Raw genomic sequence first — 16,865 nt, 5'->3', positions numbered from 1 at the left:
GGACCGGCTCACCTGCCCGGCGTGCACGACCTCGACGTCCAAGGCCGCCGAGTCCGCCTCCATCTCCCCCCCCCCTCCCCCCACCCCCCCCCCCCCCCCCCCCCCCACCCCCCCCTCCCCCCCCCCCCCCCCCCCCCGGGCCCCCGCCCCGCCATGGCCTACCGGCTGGTGCACGAGTTCACCGACTACGAGGTGCTGCGCGTGTGGGGCACGCCGGTCAGGGTCGACATCGAGCCACTGGGCAATCTGTAGGCCCCGCGGCTCCTCGCGGATCGGCTCAGCGTCTTCGGCGACACCGCGTCGTACCCGTCGTACCCGTCACCGAGCCGCGCTACTTCCTCTTGCTCTTGCCCTTGCGGGCCGACAACGCCGAGGACGGTGTCGTCTGCGCCGTCCAGGCTTCCGTGCAGGTGAGGTTCTGACCCTCCACGTCGCAGTGCGTCTGGTAGACGAGCCCGCCCGTCGTCAGGAGCTGGACCCACAGGTCGTTGCCCTGCGTGGTGACCCCGACAGCGCAGGCCGTGCCGGCGGGGTAGTCCGGGTTGTCATCGTCGCTCAGGTTCACCCACTGGTAGTTGCCCACCTGCGGGGTGAGGTCCTGACGGCCCACGTAGGTCACGCCGCCGGAGATGACCGCGCTGAACTGTTCGTCCCTCGACGGAGCGATGCTGTCGATGTCCGCGCACGGACCGGTGGCCCCGGTGGCGCCCGTCGCACCCTGCGGACCCGTGGGCCCGACGGAACCCGTCGCACCCTGCGGACCCGTCGGCCCGACCGAACCCGTCACACCCTGCGGACCCGTCGGCCCGACCGAACCCGTCACACCCTGCGGACCCTGCGGACCCGTAGGCCCGACCGAACCCGTCACACCCTGCGGACCCTGCGGACCCGTAGGCCCGACCGAACCCGTCACACCGTGCGGACCAGTGGCACCCTGCGGACCCTGTGGGCCCGTGTGCCCCGTCGCGCCCGTCGCGCCCTTCGGGCCCGTGGGTCCCGTCGCGCCCGTCGCACCCTTCGGGCCCGTGGGTCCGGTCGCGCCCGTAGCGCCCTTCGGGCCCTTGGGTCCGGTCGGACCCGTCGCCCCCCTGCACGCGTCCTTGCCGCCGTTCCCCTGAGCTTCGCCTATCTCCTTCTTCTTGCCGGGCTTGCCCTGGTCCCGGCAGTCGTCGCCCTTCGCCACGACCCCGTGCGGCTGCAGGCTCCGCGCCGCCGCCACGGCGGGGTCGGCCAGTCCGGCGGCCAGGACGATCGTCAGCGAGGCGAGCATGCCCGCCTGCTTGCATCTCTCGCGTGCCAGCGGCCCCAGGCGCGCGGCCCTCCGGGTATCCGGATCCATTCCTCGTCCTCCTTGTCGCAGGTGAATCGGACCTTCCGGATCAACCCTCACGCCGAGGCCCGGCGGTGTCCCCCGCTCATCGGGCAAGGAGTGCGAATGTCAGGCGATCGGATCAACATGGCGCCTCCGAACGGGCACCCGCCGCGGGTGTCCGCGCGCGCCACGCACCGGGCGCGCCGGACGCGTGCCACGGTGGTCGGCCGACCTCACCCACCCACCGACCACCGGCCAGGACCCGTGAAACCGTGAAGAAACAGACCATCTGCCTCTGCATGATCGTCAAGAACGAGTCGCGGGTGATCGAACGATGCCTCAGCTCGGTACGTCACCTCGTCGACACCTGGATGATCTCCGACACCGGCTCGACGGACGGTACCCAGGAGCTGGTCCGCAAGACACTCGACGGCATCCCCGGCGAACTCCGCGAGGACCCCTGGGTCGACTTCGGCCACAACCGCACCCGCAACATCGGCTACGCCCTCGGCAGGGCGGACTACGTGCTCACCCTGGACGCCGACCACGTACTGCGCCAGGACGCGCCGCTGCCGCGCCTGACGGCGACCTCCTACATGCTGCGCTACGACAGCCCGGGCACCCAGCACCGCTTCAAGCATCTGATGCGCGCGGACCGCGTCTGGCGGTACGAGGGCGTCACGCACGAGTACCCGTGCACCGACGGGCCGGACATGCAGGAGAACCTCGACGCCCTGGTCATCGAGGACCACGCGGACGGCGGCTGCCGCGCCGAGAAGTTCGAGCGGGACGCGCGCCTGCTGCGCCGCGAGCTGGAACGGGACCCCGGCAATCCCCGGACCGTCTTCTACCTGGCCAACACCGAACGCGACCTGGGCCGGGCCGAGGAGGCCGTCGCGCTGTACGAGCGCCGCGCGGCCATGGGCGGCTGGGCGGAGGAGGTCTACTGCTCGCTGCTGGAGAGCGGCATCCTGCGGGCCGAGCGGACCGACGACTGGCCGGGGGCGATGGAGGCCTTCTCCCGGGCCTGGGAGATCCGCCCACAGCGCCTGGAGGCCTGCTATGAGCTCGCCTCGCGGCTGCGCCGGAAAGGCCGTCACCGCACCGCCCACGCGGTCCTCGCCGCCGTCGTCGGCCGACCGGAGCCGGAGGACCTGCTCTTCACCAAGCCCTGGATCTACCGCTGGGGCCTGCTGTTCGAGTACTCGATCACCGCGTACTGGGTGGGTGACCACGCCCGGGCGTTGCGGGCGTGCGACATGCTGCTGGCGATGCCCGACCTGCCCACCGCCGTCCGCCGCCAGGTCGAGATCAACCGCGAGTTCTCGGTCCGCGATGCCGCCGCCGTCCCTCAGCCGGCCCCGGCCGACCCCGCCCGCCGGCCGAAGGCCGCGTCGGCGGCCCGGTCGGGCGGGGGCGCGAAGAACGGCCGGGGCGCGCGGAAGGGCGGGGGCGCGCGGAACGGCCGGGGCGGCAAGACCCGCAAGAAGTAGCGGGCTGCGCTGCCCGGACACGGCCGCCCGGACACGCCCGAGGGCGGCACCCCCTGCGACCAGGGGGTGCCGCCCTCGGCAAGGACAGCTCGATCCGTGAGGCGGATCAGAAGTCCATGTCACCGCCCGGCATGCCGCCGCCGGCGGGCGCGGCGGCCTTCTCCGGCTTGTCGGCGATGACGGCCTCGGTGGTGAGGAACAGCGCGGCGATGGAGGCGGCGTTCTGCAGGGCAGAGCGGGTCACCTTCGCCGGGTCGATGATGCCCTCGGCGATCATGTCGACGTACTCGCCGGTCGCGGCGTTCAGACCGTGGCCGACGGCCAGGTTGCGCACCTTCTCCACGACGACGCCGCCCTCGAGACCACCGTTGACGGCGATCTGCTTCAGCGGGGCCTCCAGGGCCAGCTTCACGGCGTTGGCGCCGGTCGCCTCGTCACCCTCGAGCTCCAGCTTCTCGAAGACCTGGGAGGCCTGCAGCAGGGCCACGCCACCACCGGCGACGATGCCCTCCTCGACGGCCGCCTTGGCGTTGCGGACGGCGTCCTCGATGCGGTGCTTGCGCTCCTTGAGCTCCACCTCGGTGGCGGCACCGGCCTTGATGACCGCGACACCGCCGGCGAGCTTGGCCAGGCGCTCCTGCAGCTTCTCGCGGTCGTAGTCGGAGTCGCTGTTCTCGATCTCGGCGCGGATCTGGTTCACGCGGCCCGCGACCTGGTCGGCGGAACCGGCGCCGTCGACGATGGTGGTCTCGTCCTTGGTGATGACGACCTTGCGGGCGCGGCCCAGGAGGTCCAGGGTCGCGTTCTCCAGCTTGAGGCCGACCTCCTCGGAGATGACCTCGCCGCCCGTGAGGATGGCGATGTCGCCGAGCATGGCCTTACGGCGGTCGCCGAAGCCCGGGGCCTTGACGGCGACGGACTTGAAGGTGCCGCGGATCTTGTTGACGACCAGGGTCGACAGGGCCTCGCCCTCGACGTCCTCGGCGATGATCAGCAGCGGCTTGCCCGACTGCATGACCTTCTCCAGCAGCGGGAGCAGGTCCTTGACCGAGGAGATCTTGGAGTTGGCGATCAGGATGTACGGGTCGTCGAGGACGGCCTCCATACGCTCCATGTCGGTGGCGAAGTACGCCGAGATGTAGCCCTTGTCGAAGCGCATGCCCTCGGTGAGCTCGAGCTCCAGACCGAAGGTCTGCGACTCCTCGACGGTGATGACGCCTTCCTTGCCGACCTTGTCCATCGCCTCGGCGATGAGTTCGCCGATCTGGGTGTCGGCGGCGGAGATGGAGGCCGTGGAGGCGATCTGCTCCTTGGTCTCCACGTCCTTGGCCTGCTCAAGGAGGGCGGCGGAGACGGCCTCGACGGCCTTCTCGATACCGCGCTTGAGGGCCATCGGGTTGGCGCCGGCGGCTACGTTGCGCAGACCCTCGCGCACGAGCGCCTGGGCGAGCACGGTCGCCGTGGTCGTACCGTCACCGGCGACGTCGTCCGTCTTCTTGGCGACTTCCTTGACCAGCTCGGCGCCGATCTTCTCGTACGGGTCCTCGAGCTCGATCTCCTTGGCGATGGAGACACCATCGTTGGTGATCGTGGGGGCGCCCCACTTCTTCTCGAGGACGACGTTGCGACCCTTGGGGCCGAGCGTCACCTTGACGGCGTCCGCGAGCTGGTTCATGCCGCGCTCGAGGCCGCGCCGCGCCTCCTCGTCGAACGCGATGATCTTGGCCATGTGAAGTGGTCCCTCCAGGACTGGGGGTGATTCCTTCGGACCGCGCCCGCGCCCGCGACGGACGGCTCGCCTGCCTCGTGGTTCCTTGCCCCACCCGGCCTGCGGGCCTCACCGACCCGGTCCTTCGTTGTCACTCTCACCTTCAGAGTGCTAACGCAATGATTAGCACTCGACCCCCTCGAGTGCAAGACGCGCCCGCGGAGCGGGCGGGGGCTTCATCGCGCGCGAACATGCGTCCGGGCAGGACGAAGGGCCCGTACCCCGGGAGGTACGAGCCCTTCGACGGAAGACGTCGCTGCGGTTCGGTCGGTCGCGCGATCAGGCGGTGACACGCACCATGTCGGCCTGCGGGCCCTTCTGGCCCTGCGAGATCTCGAACTCCACCCGCTGGCCCTCTTCCAGGGTGCGGTACCCGTCCATCTGGATGGCGCTGTAGTGGACGAAAACATCCGCACCACCGTCGACCGCGATGAAGCCGTACCCCTTCTCCGCGTTGAACCACTTGACGGTGCCCTGAGCCATGCCTAACTCCCCTATTACTGGCCCTTGCACGGACCCGCACTTCGCGGATCCGGGTCAGACCTCACCCCCCACGGATTGGGGGCGTGCGCCGGAACGCGTCGACCGCGGCCGAATGTATCTGCCCAACTGCCGTCTGCAACAGGTCAGTCGGACGAGAATTCCGGACGGAAGGGGTCCGGAATGTAGTAAGAATTCCCCCGAATGCAGGGCAAGTCGGGCTGCACATAAAGAGCGAATGGCGCAAAAGACTCGCACACTTTGGCTATTTCTCGACGCATCCGGAGCGGGCAATGATCGCGTCCGGCGCGCGGAGCCGGGGGTGGGTTCCCCAACTGTACCGCGCTCAACCATACAGAATTGCCCCCTCCGCTTCTCTTACGGAGGGGGCAATCGGTCACAACTCTGCGTCACCAGCGTTACCGGCGGTAAACGAACGGGCAGGTCAGCCGCCCGCCACGGCCGGGATGATCGAGACGCCGGCCCCGTCGGGGGTGACGGTCTCCAGGCCCTGCTCGAAGCGGACGTCGTCGTCGTTGACGTAGACGTTGACGAAGCGGCGCAGCTTGCCCTGGTCGTCCAGGACGCGGGCGGCGATGCCCGTGTGGTTCTTCTCCAGGTCCGCGATGACCTCGGCGAGGGTCGCGCCCTCGGCGGGGACCTCGGCCTGACCGCCGGTGTAGGTGCGCAGGATGGTGGGGATGCGAACGGTCACGCTCATGCGACTTGACCTCCAGTGACTACAAGACTACTTTGCGTGTTGGCCGCCGGGCCGGCGGTTTCGGCCTGTGGAGCTGACACAAGACCTCGGCTTGGGTTCGTCCCGGGGGCGGTCGGCCGCGAAGCAGGAAGCCTGGCGGGTGACCGCTGGACTCCCCGGGACACCGAGGAGGAGGTCAAGCGAGGCCGGCCTCTCGGAACGACTCGAGGTTGGGACGGATGGTCGCGGTGAGCCCCGTGCCGGCCACCGCGTCCAGCGTCTTCAGGCCGTCGCCGGTGTTGAGGACGACGGTCGTCTTCGTGGGGTCGAGGAGGCCGTTGTCGATCAGCTTCTTCGTCACGCCGACCGTCACCCCGCCCGCCGTCTCGGCGAAGATGCCCTCGGTCCGGGCGAGCAGCTTGATCGCGTCGACGACCTGCTCGTCGGTCACGTCCTCCACGGCGCCGCCGGTGCGGCGGGCGATGTCGAGGACGTAGGGGCCGTCGGCCGGGTTGCCGATGGCGAGGGACTTGGCGATGGTGTCCGGCTTCTGCGGGCGGACCACGTCGTGGCCGGCCTTGAAGGCGGTGGAGACCGGCGAGCAGCCCAGCGCCTGCGCGCCGAAGATCTTGTACGGCTTGTCCTCGACGAGCCCGAGCTTGATCAGCTCCTGCAGGCCCTTGTCGACCTTGGTGAGCTGCGAGCCGGAGGCGATGGGGATGACGATCTGGTCCGGCAGCCGCCAGCCGAGCTGCTCGCACACCTCGTACGCCAGGGTCTTGGACCCTTCCGCGTAGTAGGGCCGCAGGTTGACGTTGACGAAGCCCCAGCCCTCGCCGGCCGGGTCGCCGATGAGCTCGGAGCAGAAGCGGTTGACGTCGTCGTAGTTGCCCTCGATGCCGACGAGCTCGCCGCCGTAGACGGCGGCCATGACGATCTTGCCCTGCTCCAGGTCGTGCGGGATGAACACGCAGGAACGGAGGCCGGCCCGGGCGGCGGCGGCGCCGACGGCGCCGGCCAGGTTGCCGGTGGAGGAGCAGGAGAGGGTGGTGAAGCCGAAGGCGCGGGCGGCCTCCAGGGCCTGGGCGACCACGCGGTCCTTGAAGGAGTGCGTCGGGTTGCCGGAGTCGTCCTTCACGTACAGCCCGCCGGTCACGCCGAGTTCGCGGGCCAGGTTGTCGGCCTTGACCAGCTTGGTCCAGCCCGGGTTCAGGTTGGGCTTGTCGGCCACGTCCGCGGGGACGGGCAGCAGCGGCGCGTAACGCCAGATGTTCGCGGGTCCCGCCTCGATGCGCCTGCGGAGTTCCTCGGTGTCGTAGGCCGAGAAGTCGTACGCGATCTCCAGCGGGCCGAAACACTCCTCGCAGGCGAAGACCGGTCCGAGGGGGACCCGGTGACCGCATTCGCGACAGGACAGAGCGGCGGCGGGGCCGAGGTCTACGGTGGAGTCCGTGGTGCTTGCAACAGTCTGCACAGCCATGTGAGGCGAGGCCCTTTCTCCTCATCTTCCTCACGACGCATCTCGCCGTGAGACGGATTTGGCACCTTCCCTAGCCGGGAGCCTCGCGCGGCGATCGACGGTGATCGGTACGAGAACCGGCTGGAGGGTTGCCGGGGCTTCATCGGGCCGTGTCCCTCTGCCCCTCTGGATGAGCGGTATTCGGTTGTGAACGCGGGACGACCCCCGACATGCGATGGTCATCAGCGTTGTTCAAGACTGTAACCGAAGGCCAGGACAGTTGAGATAGCCGTCCGAACCGCGAGATGGATCACATGGTCCGCCGCCGAGAGAACGCAGAGGAGCCGCGCACTGTGCTGAACGAAGTCGAGCGCTGGCTGAACACCCGCTCCTGGTCCGTGACCGACCGGCCGCTGCACATGATCCTGGCCGCCAAACAACGCACCGGTCAGTCGGTCAGCGTCGTGCTGCCCGCGCTCAACGAGGAGGGGACGGTCGGCGACATCGTCGCGGCCATCCGTCACGACCTCATGCAGCAGGTCCCGCTCGTCGACGAGATCGTCGTCGTCGACTCCGGGTCCACCGACCGCACGTCCGAGGTCGCCGCGGCGGCGGGCGCGCGGGTGGTCCACCGCGACGAGATCCTGCCGCGCATACCCACCGTCCCCGGCAAGGGGGAGGTGCTGTGGCGCTCCCTGCTCGTCACGAGCGGGGACATCGTCTGCTTCGTCGACGCCGACCTGAAGGAGTTCTCCTCCGACTTCGTCTCCGGGATCGTGGGCCCGCTGCTCACCGACCCCGGGGTCGACCTGGTCAAGGCGATGTACGACCGTCCGCTCGGCGGCGCCGCGGGCCAGGGCGGCCGGGTCACCGAGCTGATGGCGCGCCCGCTGCTGAACATGCACTGGCCGCAGCTGGCCGGGTTCGTGCAGCCGCTCGGCGGCGAGTACGCCGCCCGCCGCGGCCTGCTGGAGCAACTGCCCTTCCCGGTCGGCTACGGGGTGGAGCTGGGCATGCTGGTCGACGCGCTGCACCTGGTGGGCCTGGACGCCCTCGCCCAGGTCGACGTGGGGGTGCGCAAGCACCGGCACCAGGACGGGCAGGCCCTCGGCCGGATGGCCGCCGCGATCTACCGCACCGCCCAGCTCCGCCTGGCCCGCGGCCACCTGATCCGCCCCGCGCTCACCCAGTTCGAGCGGGGGGAGGACGGTTTCGAGCCGCGTACCTACTCCGTGGACACGGAGGAGCGGCCGCCGATGGCGGAGCTGGCGGAGTACCAGACCCGCAAGGTGGCGTAACGCTCCGCTGAAAGCGCCGGTGCCGTGCCATGCCGCGCCTTGTCGTGCCGCGCCTTGTCGTGCCGCGCCATGTCGTGCCGCGCCATGTCGTGCCGCGCCATGTCGTGCCGCGCCATGTCGTCGGTCGCCTGCCGCGCCGTCGTGGCCGGTCGCGCAGTTCCCCGCACCCCTTCGGGGCGCTGCATAGCCGGATCCTTTCGGTGGGTGCCGTCCGGTTCCCGCGCCTCGCGACGCGCGCGCGGGGGGCGGGAACCGGACGGGCGTTTGAGCGATCCGTGGCCGGGCTAGTTTGGGCTTATGGCTTCCACGGCTTCCCCTTCCTCCTCTGCCGGTTCTGCTTCCCCTTCCGCCTCCATGTCCGCCGCTTCCCCACAGGGCGCCGCTCATCAGGTGCTGGTCGCGTCCAACCGCGGGCCCGTGTCGTACCAGGTGCGGGAGGACGGCTCGCTGCACGCCAAGCGGGGCGGGGGCGGAGTGGTCTCCGGTCTGTCGGCCATCGGGCCGGAGGCGGGGGCGCTGTGGGTGTGCTCCGCGCTCGGCGACGGGGACCGGGAGGCGGTGCGGCGCGGGGTCGGCGAGGCCGGCGTGCGGATGCTGGACATCCCGGCCGACGTGCACGCCGACGCCTACAACGGCATCGCCAACTCGGTGCTGTGGTTCGTCCACCACATGCTGTACCAGACGCCGCTGGAGCCCGTCTTCGACGCGGAGTTCCGGCGCCAGTGGGCGGCCTACGAGACCTACAACCGGGCCTTCGCGCAGGCGCTGGCCGAGGAGGCCGCCGAGGGCGCCGCGGTGCTGGTGCAGGACTACCACCTGTGCCTGGTGCCGGGCATGCTGCGGGAGCTGCGGCCGGACCTGCGCATCGGACACTTCTCGCACACGCCGTGGGCGCCCGAGGCCTACTTCCGGCTGCTGCCGGACGACATCCGGGCCCAGCTGCTCGGCGGCATGCTCGGCGCCGACCGGCTCGGCTTCCTCACCCGCCGCTGGGCGGACGCGTTCGCCGCCTGCTGCGCGGACGTCCCCGGCGGCCTCGGCGACACGCGGATCGGCGTGCACGGCCTCGGCGCGGACGCGGACTTCCTGCGCGCCCGCTCGCACGAGGCGGACGTCGAGGAGCGGATGACGGCCCTGCGCGAGGAGATCGGCGCGGGACGCCGGGCGATCGTCCGGGTCGACCGGACCGAGCTGTCGAAGAACATCGTGCGCGGGCTGCTGGCCTACCGGCAGCTCCTCGACGACCACCCCGAGTGGCGGGAGCGGGTCGTGCACGTCGCGTTCGCCTACCCGTCGCGGCAGGACCTCGCCGTGTACCGGGACTACACGGCCGAGGTGCAGCGGCTGTCGGAGGAGATCAACGCGCGGTACGGCACGCCGGGCTGGACGCCGGTCCTGCTGCACGTGGAGGACGACTTCGCGCGCTCGCTGGCCGCGTACCGGCTGGCCGACGTGGCGCTGGTCAACCCGATCCGCGACGGCATGAACCTGGTCGCCAAGGAGGTGCCGGTCGTCTCCGACACCGGATGCGCGCTGGTGCTGTCGCGGGAGGCGGGGGCGTACGAGGAGCTGGGCCAGGACGCGATCACGGTCAATCCGTACGACGTGATCGAGACGGCGCGGGCGCTGCACGAGGCGCTGACGATGCCGGCGGAGGAGCGGGCCGCACGCTCGAAGCGGCTGGCCGAGGCGGCGACCGCGCTCCCCCCTGCCCAGTGGTTCCTGGGCCAGCTGAACGCGCTGCGTGAGCTGCGCTGAGCCGCGCTGAGCCGCGCGTTCAGCATGATCTACGCGTTCAGCGCGTTCAGCCGAGCTGATCCGCGAGCGCCCTGAGCAGCCGTACGACGCCTGCCGGGCCGTCCACCACGACGTCGGCGCGCTCCCGCAGCTCGGTCACCTCGTCGCTGCCGCTGCACACCAGCAGCCCGGGGACGCCGTCGGAGCGGAGCTTGTCGACGGCGGCGAAGGCGGGCAGGTCGCCGAGGTCGTCGCCGGCGTAGAGGACGGCGCCGGCGGAGACGTCGCGCACGTACTCGAGGAGGGCGACGCCCTTGTCGACGCCGGGCGGGCGCAGTTCGAGGACCAGGCGGCCGGGTTCCACGACCAGGCCGTGGTCGGCGGCGAGGCCGGCCAGCGGCTCGCGCAGCGCCTCGAAGGCGGCCTGCGGGTCACTGGCGCGGCGGGTGTGGACGGCGACCGCCCGGCCCTTCTCCTCGATCCAGGTGCCCTGCCAGGCTCCGATCCGGTCGAGGAACCCGGGCAGCTCGGCCCGGACGGCGGCGACGCCGGGGTGCGGGGCGGGGGCGCTGACCTGGCCGCTGGCCGCGTCCCAGCGCTCGGCGCCGTAGTGGCCGAGGACGACGAGGTGCTCCAGGCCGGGGACGCCGGCGAAGCCGCCGTAGCGGACGGCGACACCGGCCGGGCGGCCGGTGACCACCGCGACGGCGGCGACCTTCGGGGCGAGGGCGGCGAGTGCGGGGACCGCGTCGGGGTGGGCGCGGGCCTGCTCGGGGTCCGCGACGATCGGGGCGAGGGTGCCGTCGAAGTCGAGGGCGATCACCGACTTCCCGGGATGCGCGAGAACCGCCGCGAGCCCGTCGCGGCCCGCGGCCGTGACCGGTGTCGGCAGGGGTTCCCTGGGGTGCGTCGAGTCCGTGTCCGTATGGGTGCCCATACCGTGACCCTAACCGCGCACCCCACCCCGCACGCCTGCCCGACGACACCCCAACGGCCGCCCTGCACCACGACACGCCACGGCCACCCTGTACGACGACTCCGTCACGCCCCCGCACGGGGCGCCCGCCGACGCGCGGTGCCTGACGGCGCGCGGGCGCACCTCGTGGGTACCGGGGCCACGCCCGTACCAGGCGGCGGCGCGTGGACAGGGCCGGCGCGGGCGCCGCGCCGGGCCCCGCGCCGAGGCGCAGTGCCGCCGGACGCCAGGCGACGCGCCGAGCCCTGGGGGCGACGCGGCCCGTTGCCCCCTCGGCCCCCAGCCGCCTGGGACGGCTCGACGGCCCGGCGCGCGAGCACCCGGCAACGGGCGCGGAGCCACCGCCCGGCTGCCGGGGCGACGCCCGCGTACCGGACAGCACGCAGGCAGGGCCGCGCAGCGCGGACCGCCTGCGGCTGCCGGGCGGCGCCCGGGTACCGGCAACAGCCGCCCCGCAGGTGCCGGGCCGCGCGCTCAGGCGCGGTGTCGGGTGCCGGGCCGGTGTCCGGTGCGGGGCGGTCACCGGCGTCGGCCGGCCGGTGACACGGCGGCGTGTGGCCGGTCGAGGCGGCTCGGCGGCTCCGGCGTGTGGCCGGCCGGGGAGTACGCCGGCGGCTGTGCGGCCGCGTAGGCGGTCTCAGCGTTCTGTTCTGCGGTGGGCGCGTACTCGTCTGAGGCGGTTGATCGTCACCGGGTCGTGGGCGAGGGCGCGTTCGTCGTCCAGGAGGGCGTTGAGGAGCTGGTAGTAGCGGACGGGGGCCAGGCCCAGTTCCTCGCGGATCGCGCGCTCCTTCGCGCCGGGGCCCGGGAAGCCGCGGCGTTCCAGGGCGAGGATCGCCTGCTCGCGTTCGCCCAGCTGGTTGGGGTCCATGTCCGGCACGGTAGCCCCCGCCGCCGACAGCGCCTACCGGGCCCGCTGCTCGGCGGACGCCGTCGCCTGGAGCCGGCCGAGGACCGCCGCGGGGCTGCCGCCGGGGGCCACGGCCTGGCCTATGCGTCTCTTGACCGCCGCGGCTACCTGGGCCCAGGAGGTCTCGCCGACCGGGTAGAGCTTGGAGAGCGGGAGTTCGGTGAGGAACGGCTTGAGGGCCGCGTCCTGGCCGGCGGCGCTCATCACCTCGGACGCGGAGGTGGTGACGGGCAGCAGGTCGTACTCGCGGGAGAAGGCGAGGACGTTCTTCTCGCTGTAGACGAAGTCGAGGAAGTCGCCGACCTGCTCGGCGTGGCCGTTCTTCTTGAAGGCCATCATCCAGTCGGCCACGCCCAGGGCGGTCTTGCTCTCGCCGTTCGCTCCGGGCATCGGCACCATGCCGAACTTCACGCCCTTCTTCGCGGCCGTCTTCATCAGCGAGGGGTGCCCGTTGAGCATGCCGACGTCGCCGTCGGCGAAGGCGGCGAAGGCGTCGGCGCGGTTGAGGCTGCCGGGCGCGACCGGGCCGGTCAGGCCCTTGCCGACCAGCTCGTCCTTGAGCCAGGTGAAGGTGCGGACGTTCTCCGGGGAGTCGAGGGAGTAGGTGCCGAAGCTGTCCGTGTAGTCGCCGCCGCCGCTCAGCAGCCACTGCAGCGTCTCCGCCTGCGCCTCCTCCGGCCCCAGCGGCAGCGCGTACGGGAACTCCACGCCCCGCTCCTTCAGCGCCCGGGCGTCGGCGGCGAGCTGGTCCCAGGTCTTCGGCGGGGTGAGCCCGGCCTGCTGGAACAGGGTCTTGTTGTAGAACAGCAGGCGCGCGGACGCGGCGAACGGCATCCCGTACTGGACGTCCTTGACCTGTCCGGCGGTGACGAACTGGTTGGCGAAGTCGGCCTGGGTGTTGATGGAGAGCAGGTCGTCGGCCTGGTAGAGCAGGCCCTGGGCGGCGTAGTCGGCGTACGCGCCGACCTGCGCCATGTCGGGGGCGTGGCCGGCGGCGACGAGCTGCTCGACCTTGCGGTCGACGTCGTTCCAGGAGTAGACGCTGACCTTCACCTTGACGCCGTCGTGCTCGCTCTCGTACTCCTCGGCCAGGCGGTCCCAGTACTTCCGGGAGCTGTTGGCGGCGGAGTCGCCGTAGTCGGCGGCGACCAGGGTCAGTGTGACGTCGCCCGCCGAGCCCGCGGAGAGGCCGCAGCCGCCGAGGAGCGCCGTCATGCCCAGCGCGGACGCCACCGCGATCATTCCTGTCCCGCGCCGCTGCACAGCTCGTGACCTCACCTTCGCACCGCCGTTGTTGATCATCTGGAAAGGATAGGTCTACACCGGGCGAGTGGACTAGACCTCTTGCGGGTCGGGGGTTCACACTGTCCTGCGTGAGACACGTCATCGCCCTCGATGTGGGCGGCACCGGGATGAAGGCCGCCCTGGTCGGAGCGGACGGCACCCTGCTGCACCGGGCCCGCCGGGCGACCGGACGCGAACACGGCCCGGACGCGGTCGTCGAGGGCATCCTCGGCTTCGCCGCCGCACTGCGCGCCCACGGCGTCGAACACCTCGGCGAACCGGCCCTCGCCGCGGGCGTCGCCGTCCCCGGCGTCGTCGACGAGGCGCACGGCACGGCCGTCTACGCGGCCAACCTCGGCTGGCGCGACGTGCCCCTGCGCGACCTGCTCGGCGCGCGGCTCGGCGTCCCGGTCGCCCTCGGGCACGACGTGCGCGCCGGCGGCCTCGCCGAGGGGCGGATCGGCGCGGGCGAGGGCGCCGACCGGTTCCTGTTCGTGCCGCTCGGCACCGGCATCGCGGGCGCCATCGGCATCACGGGCCAGGTGGAGGCGGGCGCGCACGGCACCGCGGGTGAGATCGGCCACATCGTGGTGCGGCCCGGCGGGGCGCCGTGCCCGTGCGGGCAGCGCGGCTGCCTGGAGCGGTACGCCTCCGCGGCAGCCGTCGGCGAGGCGTGGGCGGCGGCCTGCGGCAGGGCGGACGCGGACGCGGCGGACTGCGCCGCGGCCGTCGCGGCCGGCGACCCGGACGCCGTACGGGTCTGGCGGCACGCCGTGGACGCGCTCGCCGACGGGCTGGTCACCGCGCTCACCCTGCTGGACCCGCGCACCATCGTCGTCGGCGGCGGGCTCGCGGAGGCGGGGGAAACGCTGTTCGCGCCGCTGCGGGAGGCCGTCCGCCGGCGGATCACCTTCCAGACGCTCCCGCCGATCGTCCCCGCGGCCCTCGGCGACACCGCCGGATGCCTCGGCGCCGGGCTCATGGCCTGGGATCTCCTCGAATCCACCGACCGTACGGAGGTAACCACCTGATGGCCCCTAGAAAGGTTCTCGCCGGTGCCCGGGTGGTGCTGCCCACCGGGATCGTGGACGACGGCCGGGTGATCGTCGAGGGCACCCGGATCGCGGAAGCGGACGCCGGCAGCACGCACGCGCAGACCGGGGACGCGCAGACCGGGGACGTGGAGACCGTGGACGTCGGCGGCCACTGGCTGGTCCCCGGCTTCGTCGACATGCACAACCACGGCGGCGGCGGGGCCTCCTTCACCTCGGGCACGGTCGACGACGTCCTGAAGGGCGTCCGCACCCACCGTCTGCACGGCACGACCACGCTGGTCGCCTCGACCGTCACCGGGGACATGGACTTCCTCGTCCGGCGCGCCGGGCTGCTGAGCGAGCTGGCCGAGCAGGGGGACATCGCCGGCATCCACTTCGAGGGCCCCTTCATCTCCCCGTGCCGCAAGGGCGCCCACTCCGAGGAGCTGCTGCGAGACCCGGACCCGGCGGAGGTCCGCAAACTGATCGACGCGGCGCGCGGCCGGGCGAAGATGGTCACCCTCGCCACCGAGCTGCCGGGCGGGATCGACTCCGTACGGCTGCTCGCGGAACACGGCGTGATCGCGGCGATCGGGCACACCGACGCGACCTACGAGCAGACGGTCCAGGCCGTGCGGGCGGGCGCGACGGTCGCCACGCACCTGTTCAACGCGATGCCGCCGCTCGGGCACCGCGCCCCCGGCCCGATCGCCGCGCTGCTGGAGGACGAGCGGATCACCGTCGAGCTGATCGACGACGGCACGCACCTGCACCCGGCCGCGCTTCAGCTGGCGTTCCACCACGCGGGCGCGGCGCGGGTGGCGTTCATCACCGACGCCATGGACGCGGCCGGCTTCGGCGACGGGCGCTACATGCTCGGCCCGTTGGAGGTCGAGGTCGCGGGCGGCGTGGCGCGTCTGGTGGAGGGCGGCTCGATCGCGGGGTCGACGCTGACGCTGGACCGGGCCTTCCAGCGGGCGGTGACGGTCGACGGGCTGCCCGTGCAGGACGTGGTCGCGGCCGTCTCCGCGAACCCGGCCAGGCTGCTGGGGGTGGACGACCGGGTGGGCTCGCTGGAGCCCGGCAAGGACGCCGACCTGGTGCTGCTGGACGCGGAGTTCGCCCTCAAGGGCGTCATGCGCCGTGGCGAATGGGTGGTCGATCCGCAACTGGGATGATCTGTCCGGCTGTTGGCGGCGGCGGTGACCTGGGAGAATGGAAGGGCCGCCGTCCGTCCGGCCTGACCGGGCACCGGCGGAGACCCATCGGCACACGCACTTCGGGGGAGGTCGGCCCAGGTGATCCTCACGGTCACGCTGAACACCGCTCTCGACATCACCTACCGCGTCGGGACGCTGCGCCCGCACGCGTCCCACCGGATAGCCCAGGTGACCGAACGGCCCGGCGGCAAGGGCGTCAACGTGGCACGGGTGCTGGCGGCGCTCGGGCACGAGGCGACGGTCACCGGCTTCACGGGCGGCGCCACCGGACGCCTGCTCCAGGAGCGGCTGACGGCCACCGCGGGCGTGGTGGACGCGCTCGTCCCGGTCGGCGGCGCGACCCGGCGCACCGTCGCCGTCGTCGACGAGCGCACCGGCGACACCACCCAGTTCAACGAGCCCGGCCCGCACATCACGCCCGCCGAGCTGTCCGCCTTCCAGGAGGCGTACGAGGATCTGCTGGCGTCGGCGTCCGCGGTGGCCCTGTGCGGCAGCCTGCCGCCCGGCGTTCCGGTGAACGCGTACGCCGGGCTGGTGCGGACCGCGCGGGCGGCCGGGGTGCCCGTGCTGCTGGACACCAGCGGGGAGCCGCTGCGCCGCGGGGTCGCCGCGCGCCCCGACCTGATCAAACCCAACGCCGACGAGCTGGCCGAGCTGACCGGCTCGCACGAGCCGCTGCGCGCCACGCAGGACGCCCGCAGGCGCGGCGCCCGGGCGGTCGTGGCGTCCCTCGGCGCGGAGGGCCTGCTGGCGACCGCCCCGGAGGGCCTGTGGCGCGCCGCGCCGCCGGCCCGCGTCCACGGCAACCCGGCCGGCGCGGGCGACTCGGTGGTCGCCGGCCTGCTGTCGGGCCTGGTCGAACAACTCCCCTGGCCCGACCGCCTGGCCCGCGCGGTCGCCCTGTCGGCGGCGACGGCGGCGGCCCCGGCCGCGGGCGAGTTCGACCCCGCGACCTACCACCAACTCCTGACCCACATATCGGTAACCGGCCTGGCCACCGCAGCCTGACCCCAGCCCCAAAGGGGCGCGGGGAACTGCGCGACCAGCCACCACGGCGCCGCAGACGACAACGACCCGGCAGCACCCCCATAGTCCATAGCTTGAGTTTTTACCTTAGGTTCGTCTTCTGTCGCGGTCGGTTTGCTGCTTCATGGCCACGGGGTGCCGCTGGCGTGGGGGGCGGGTGGTGCCTTT

The 16,865-nt window shown here is 72.3% G+C and carries 14 protein-coding genes and 1 riboswitch; of the genes, 6 read left to right on the top strand and 8 right to left on the bottom strand.

What is annotated here, in order from left to right; all coding sequences use genetic code 11:
* Positions 1-331: 331 nt before the first annotated feature.
* The gene (locus ACZ5GT_RS39980) at positions 332-619 is read right to left on the bottom strand and encodes a hypothetical protein (protein ID WP_469036652.1); all 288 of its coding nucleotides are present in this window, start codon (positions 617-619) and stop codon (positions 332-334) included.
* Positions 620-1,584: 965 nt separating this feature from the next.
* Here ACZ5GT_RS39980 and ACZ5GT_RS39975 point away from each other — a divergent pair.
* Entirely contained in the window at positions 1,585-2,805 is a 1,221-nt protein-coding gene (locus ACZ5GT_RS39975) for a glycosyltransferase (protein ID WP_469036650.1), read from the top strand.
* Between the two features lie 106 nt (positions 2,806-2,911).
* Here the strand turns inward: ACZ5GT_RS39975 and groL are convergent, their stop codons facing one another.
* The 4 genes from groL to thrC form a co-directional block, all read right to left on the bottom strand.
* Complete coding sequence (groL, locus tag ACZ5GT_RS39970) at positions 2,912-4,534, bottom strand: chaperonin GroEL (RefSeq protein ID WP_324783477.1); 1,623 nt, start codon at positions 4,532-4,534, stop codon at positions 2,912-2,914.
* Positions 4,535-4,852: 318 nt separating this feature from the next.
* On the bottom strand, positions 4,853-5,056 hold the full coding sequence (locus ACZ5GT_RS39965; protein WP_004986573.1) for a cold-shock protein: 204 nt from the start codon (positions 5,054-5,056) through the stop codon (positions 4,853-4,855).
* 442 nt (positions 5,057-5,498) lie between these two features.
* A complete protein-coding gene (locus ACZ5GT_RS39960; protein ID WP_264928251.1) occupies positions 5,499-5,774 on the bottom strand; it encodes a MoaD/ThiS family protein in 276 nt (91 codons plus the stop codon).
* A 175-nt stretch (positions 5,775-5,949) separates the two neighbouring features.
* Positions 5,950-7,233, bottom strand: a complete 1,284-nt coding sequence (thrC, locus tag ACZ5GT_RS39955) for a threonine synthase (RefSeq protein WP_469036644.1) — start codon at positions 7,231-7,233, stop codon at positions 5,950-5,952.
* 18 nt (positions 7,234-7,251) lie between these two features.
* Positions 7,252-7,409, bottom strand: a riboswitch (SAM riboswitch).
* Between the two features lie 156 nt (positions 7,410-7,565).
* Between thrC and ACZ5GT_RS39950 the strand changes: the two genes are divergently transcribed.
* Together ACZ5GT_RS39950 and ACZ5GT_RS39945 are read left to right on the top strand one after the other, a co-directional pair.
* Complete coding sequence (locus ACZ5GT_RS39950; protein WP_469036641.1) at positions 7,566-8,510, top strand: glucosyl-3-phosphoglycerate synthase; 945 nt, start codon at positions 7,566-7,568, stop codon at positions 8,508-8,510.
* Between the two features lie 354 nt (positions 8,511-8,864).
* Positions 8,865-10,268, top strand: coding sequence for an alpha,alpha-trehalose-phosphate synthase (UDP-forming) (locus ACZ5GT_RS39945; protein WP_469036638.1), 1,404 nt, complete (start codon positions 8,865-8,867; stop codon positions 10,266-10,268).
* A gap of 46 nt (positions 10,269-10,314) precedes the next feature.
* On the opposite strand, the gene otsB is transcribed toward ACZ5GT_RS39945, so the two are convergent.
* The 3 genes from otsB to ACZ5GT_RS39930 form a co-directional block, all read right to left on the bottom strand.
* A complete protein-coding gene (gene otsB, locus ACZ5GT_RS39940; protein ID WP_469036635.1) occupies positions 10,315-11,184 on the bottom strand; it encodes a trehalose-phosphatase in 870 nt (289 codons plus the stop codon).
* Between the two features lie 676 nt (positions 11,185-11,860).
* The gene (locus ACZ5GT_RS39935) at positions 11,861-12,094 is read right to left on the bottom strand and encodes a DUF3263 domain-containing protein (protein WP_469036633.1); all 234 of its coding nucleotides are present in this window, start codon (positions 12,092-12,094) and stop codon (positions 11,861-11,863) included.
* A 33-nt stretch (positions 12,095-12,127) separates the two neighbouring features.
* Positions 12,128-13,396, bottom strand: coding sequence for an ABC transporter substrate-binding protein (locus ACZ5GT_RS39930; RefSeq protein ID WP_469036656.1), 1,269 nt, complete (start codon positions 13,394-13,396; stop codon positions 12,128-12,130).
* Positions 13,397-13,506: 110 nt separating this feature from the next.
* Here ACZ5GT_RS39930 and ACZ5GT_RS39925 point away from each other — a divergent pair, with 110 nt between their 5' ends.
* The 3 genes from ACZ5GT_RS39925 to ACZ5GT_RS39915 all read left to right on the top strand — a co-directional run bounded on the left by ACZ5GT_RS39925 (position 13,507) and on the right by ACZ5GT_RS39915 (position 16,679).
* A complete protein-coding gene (locus ACZ5GT_RS39925; RefSeq protein WP_469036631.1) occupies positions 13,507-14,448 on the top strand; it encodes an ROK family protein in 942 nt (313 codons plus the stop codon).
* Entirely contained in the window at positions 14,448-15,629 is a 1,182-nt protein-coding gene (gene nagA / locus ACZ5GT_RS39920) for an N-acetylglucosamine-6-phosphate deacetylase (RefSeq protein ID WP_469036629.1), read from the top strand. Before ACZ5GT_RS39925 ends, nagA begins: the two co-directional genes overlap by 1 nt.
* A gap of 120 nt (positions 15,630-15,749) precedes the next feature.
* Positions 15,750-16,679, top strand: a complete 930-nt coding sequence (locus ACZ5GT_RS39915; RefSeq protein ID WP_469036627.1) for a 1-phosphofructokinase family hexose kinase — start codon at positions 15,750-15,752, stop codon at positions 16,677-16,679.
* Positions 16,680-16,865 lie beyond the last annotated feature (186 nt).

The sequence above is a fragment of the Streptomyces sp. NPDC031340 genome (assembly GCF_055569945.1).
This window is presented reverse-complemented; position numbering and strand designations above follow the sequence as displayed.

Excerpts from the sequence above, each read along its gene's own strand:
- groL (WP_324783477.1), bottom strand. The coding sequence starts at position 4,534 with ATGGCCAAGATCATCGCGTTCGACGAGGAGGCGCGGCGCGGCCTCGAG.
- ACZ5GT_RS39965 (WP_004986573.1), bottom strand. The coding sequence starts at position 5,056 with ATGGCTCAGGGCACCGTCAAGTGGTTCAACGCGGAGAAGGGGTACGGC.
- ACZ5GT_RS39960 (WP_264928251.1), bottom strand. The coding sequence starts at position 5,774 with ATGAGCGTGACCGTTCGCATCCCCACCATCCTGCGCACCTACACCGGC.
- thrC (WP_469036644.1), bottom strand. The coding sequence starts at position 7,233 with ATGGCTGTGCAGACTGTTGCAAGCACCACGGACTCCACCGTAGACCTC.
- ACZ5GT_RS39945 (WP_469036638.1), top strand. The coding sequence starts at position 8,865 with ATGTCCGCCGCTTCCCCACAGGGCGCCGCTCATCAGGTGCTGGTCGCG.
- otsB (WP_469036635.1), bottom strand. The coding sequence starts at position 11,184 with ATGGGCACCCATACGGACACGGACTCGACGCACCCCAGGGAACCCCTG.
- ACZ5GT_RS39935 (WP_469036633.1), bottom strand. The coding sequence starts at position 12,094 with ATGGACCCCAACCAGCTGGGCGAACGCGAGCAGGCGATCCTCGCCCTG.
- nagA (WP_469036629.1), top strand. The coding sequence starts at position 14,448 with ATGGCCCCTAGAAAGGTTCTCGCCGGTGCCCGGGTGGTGCTGCCCACC.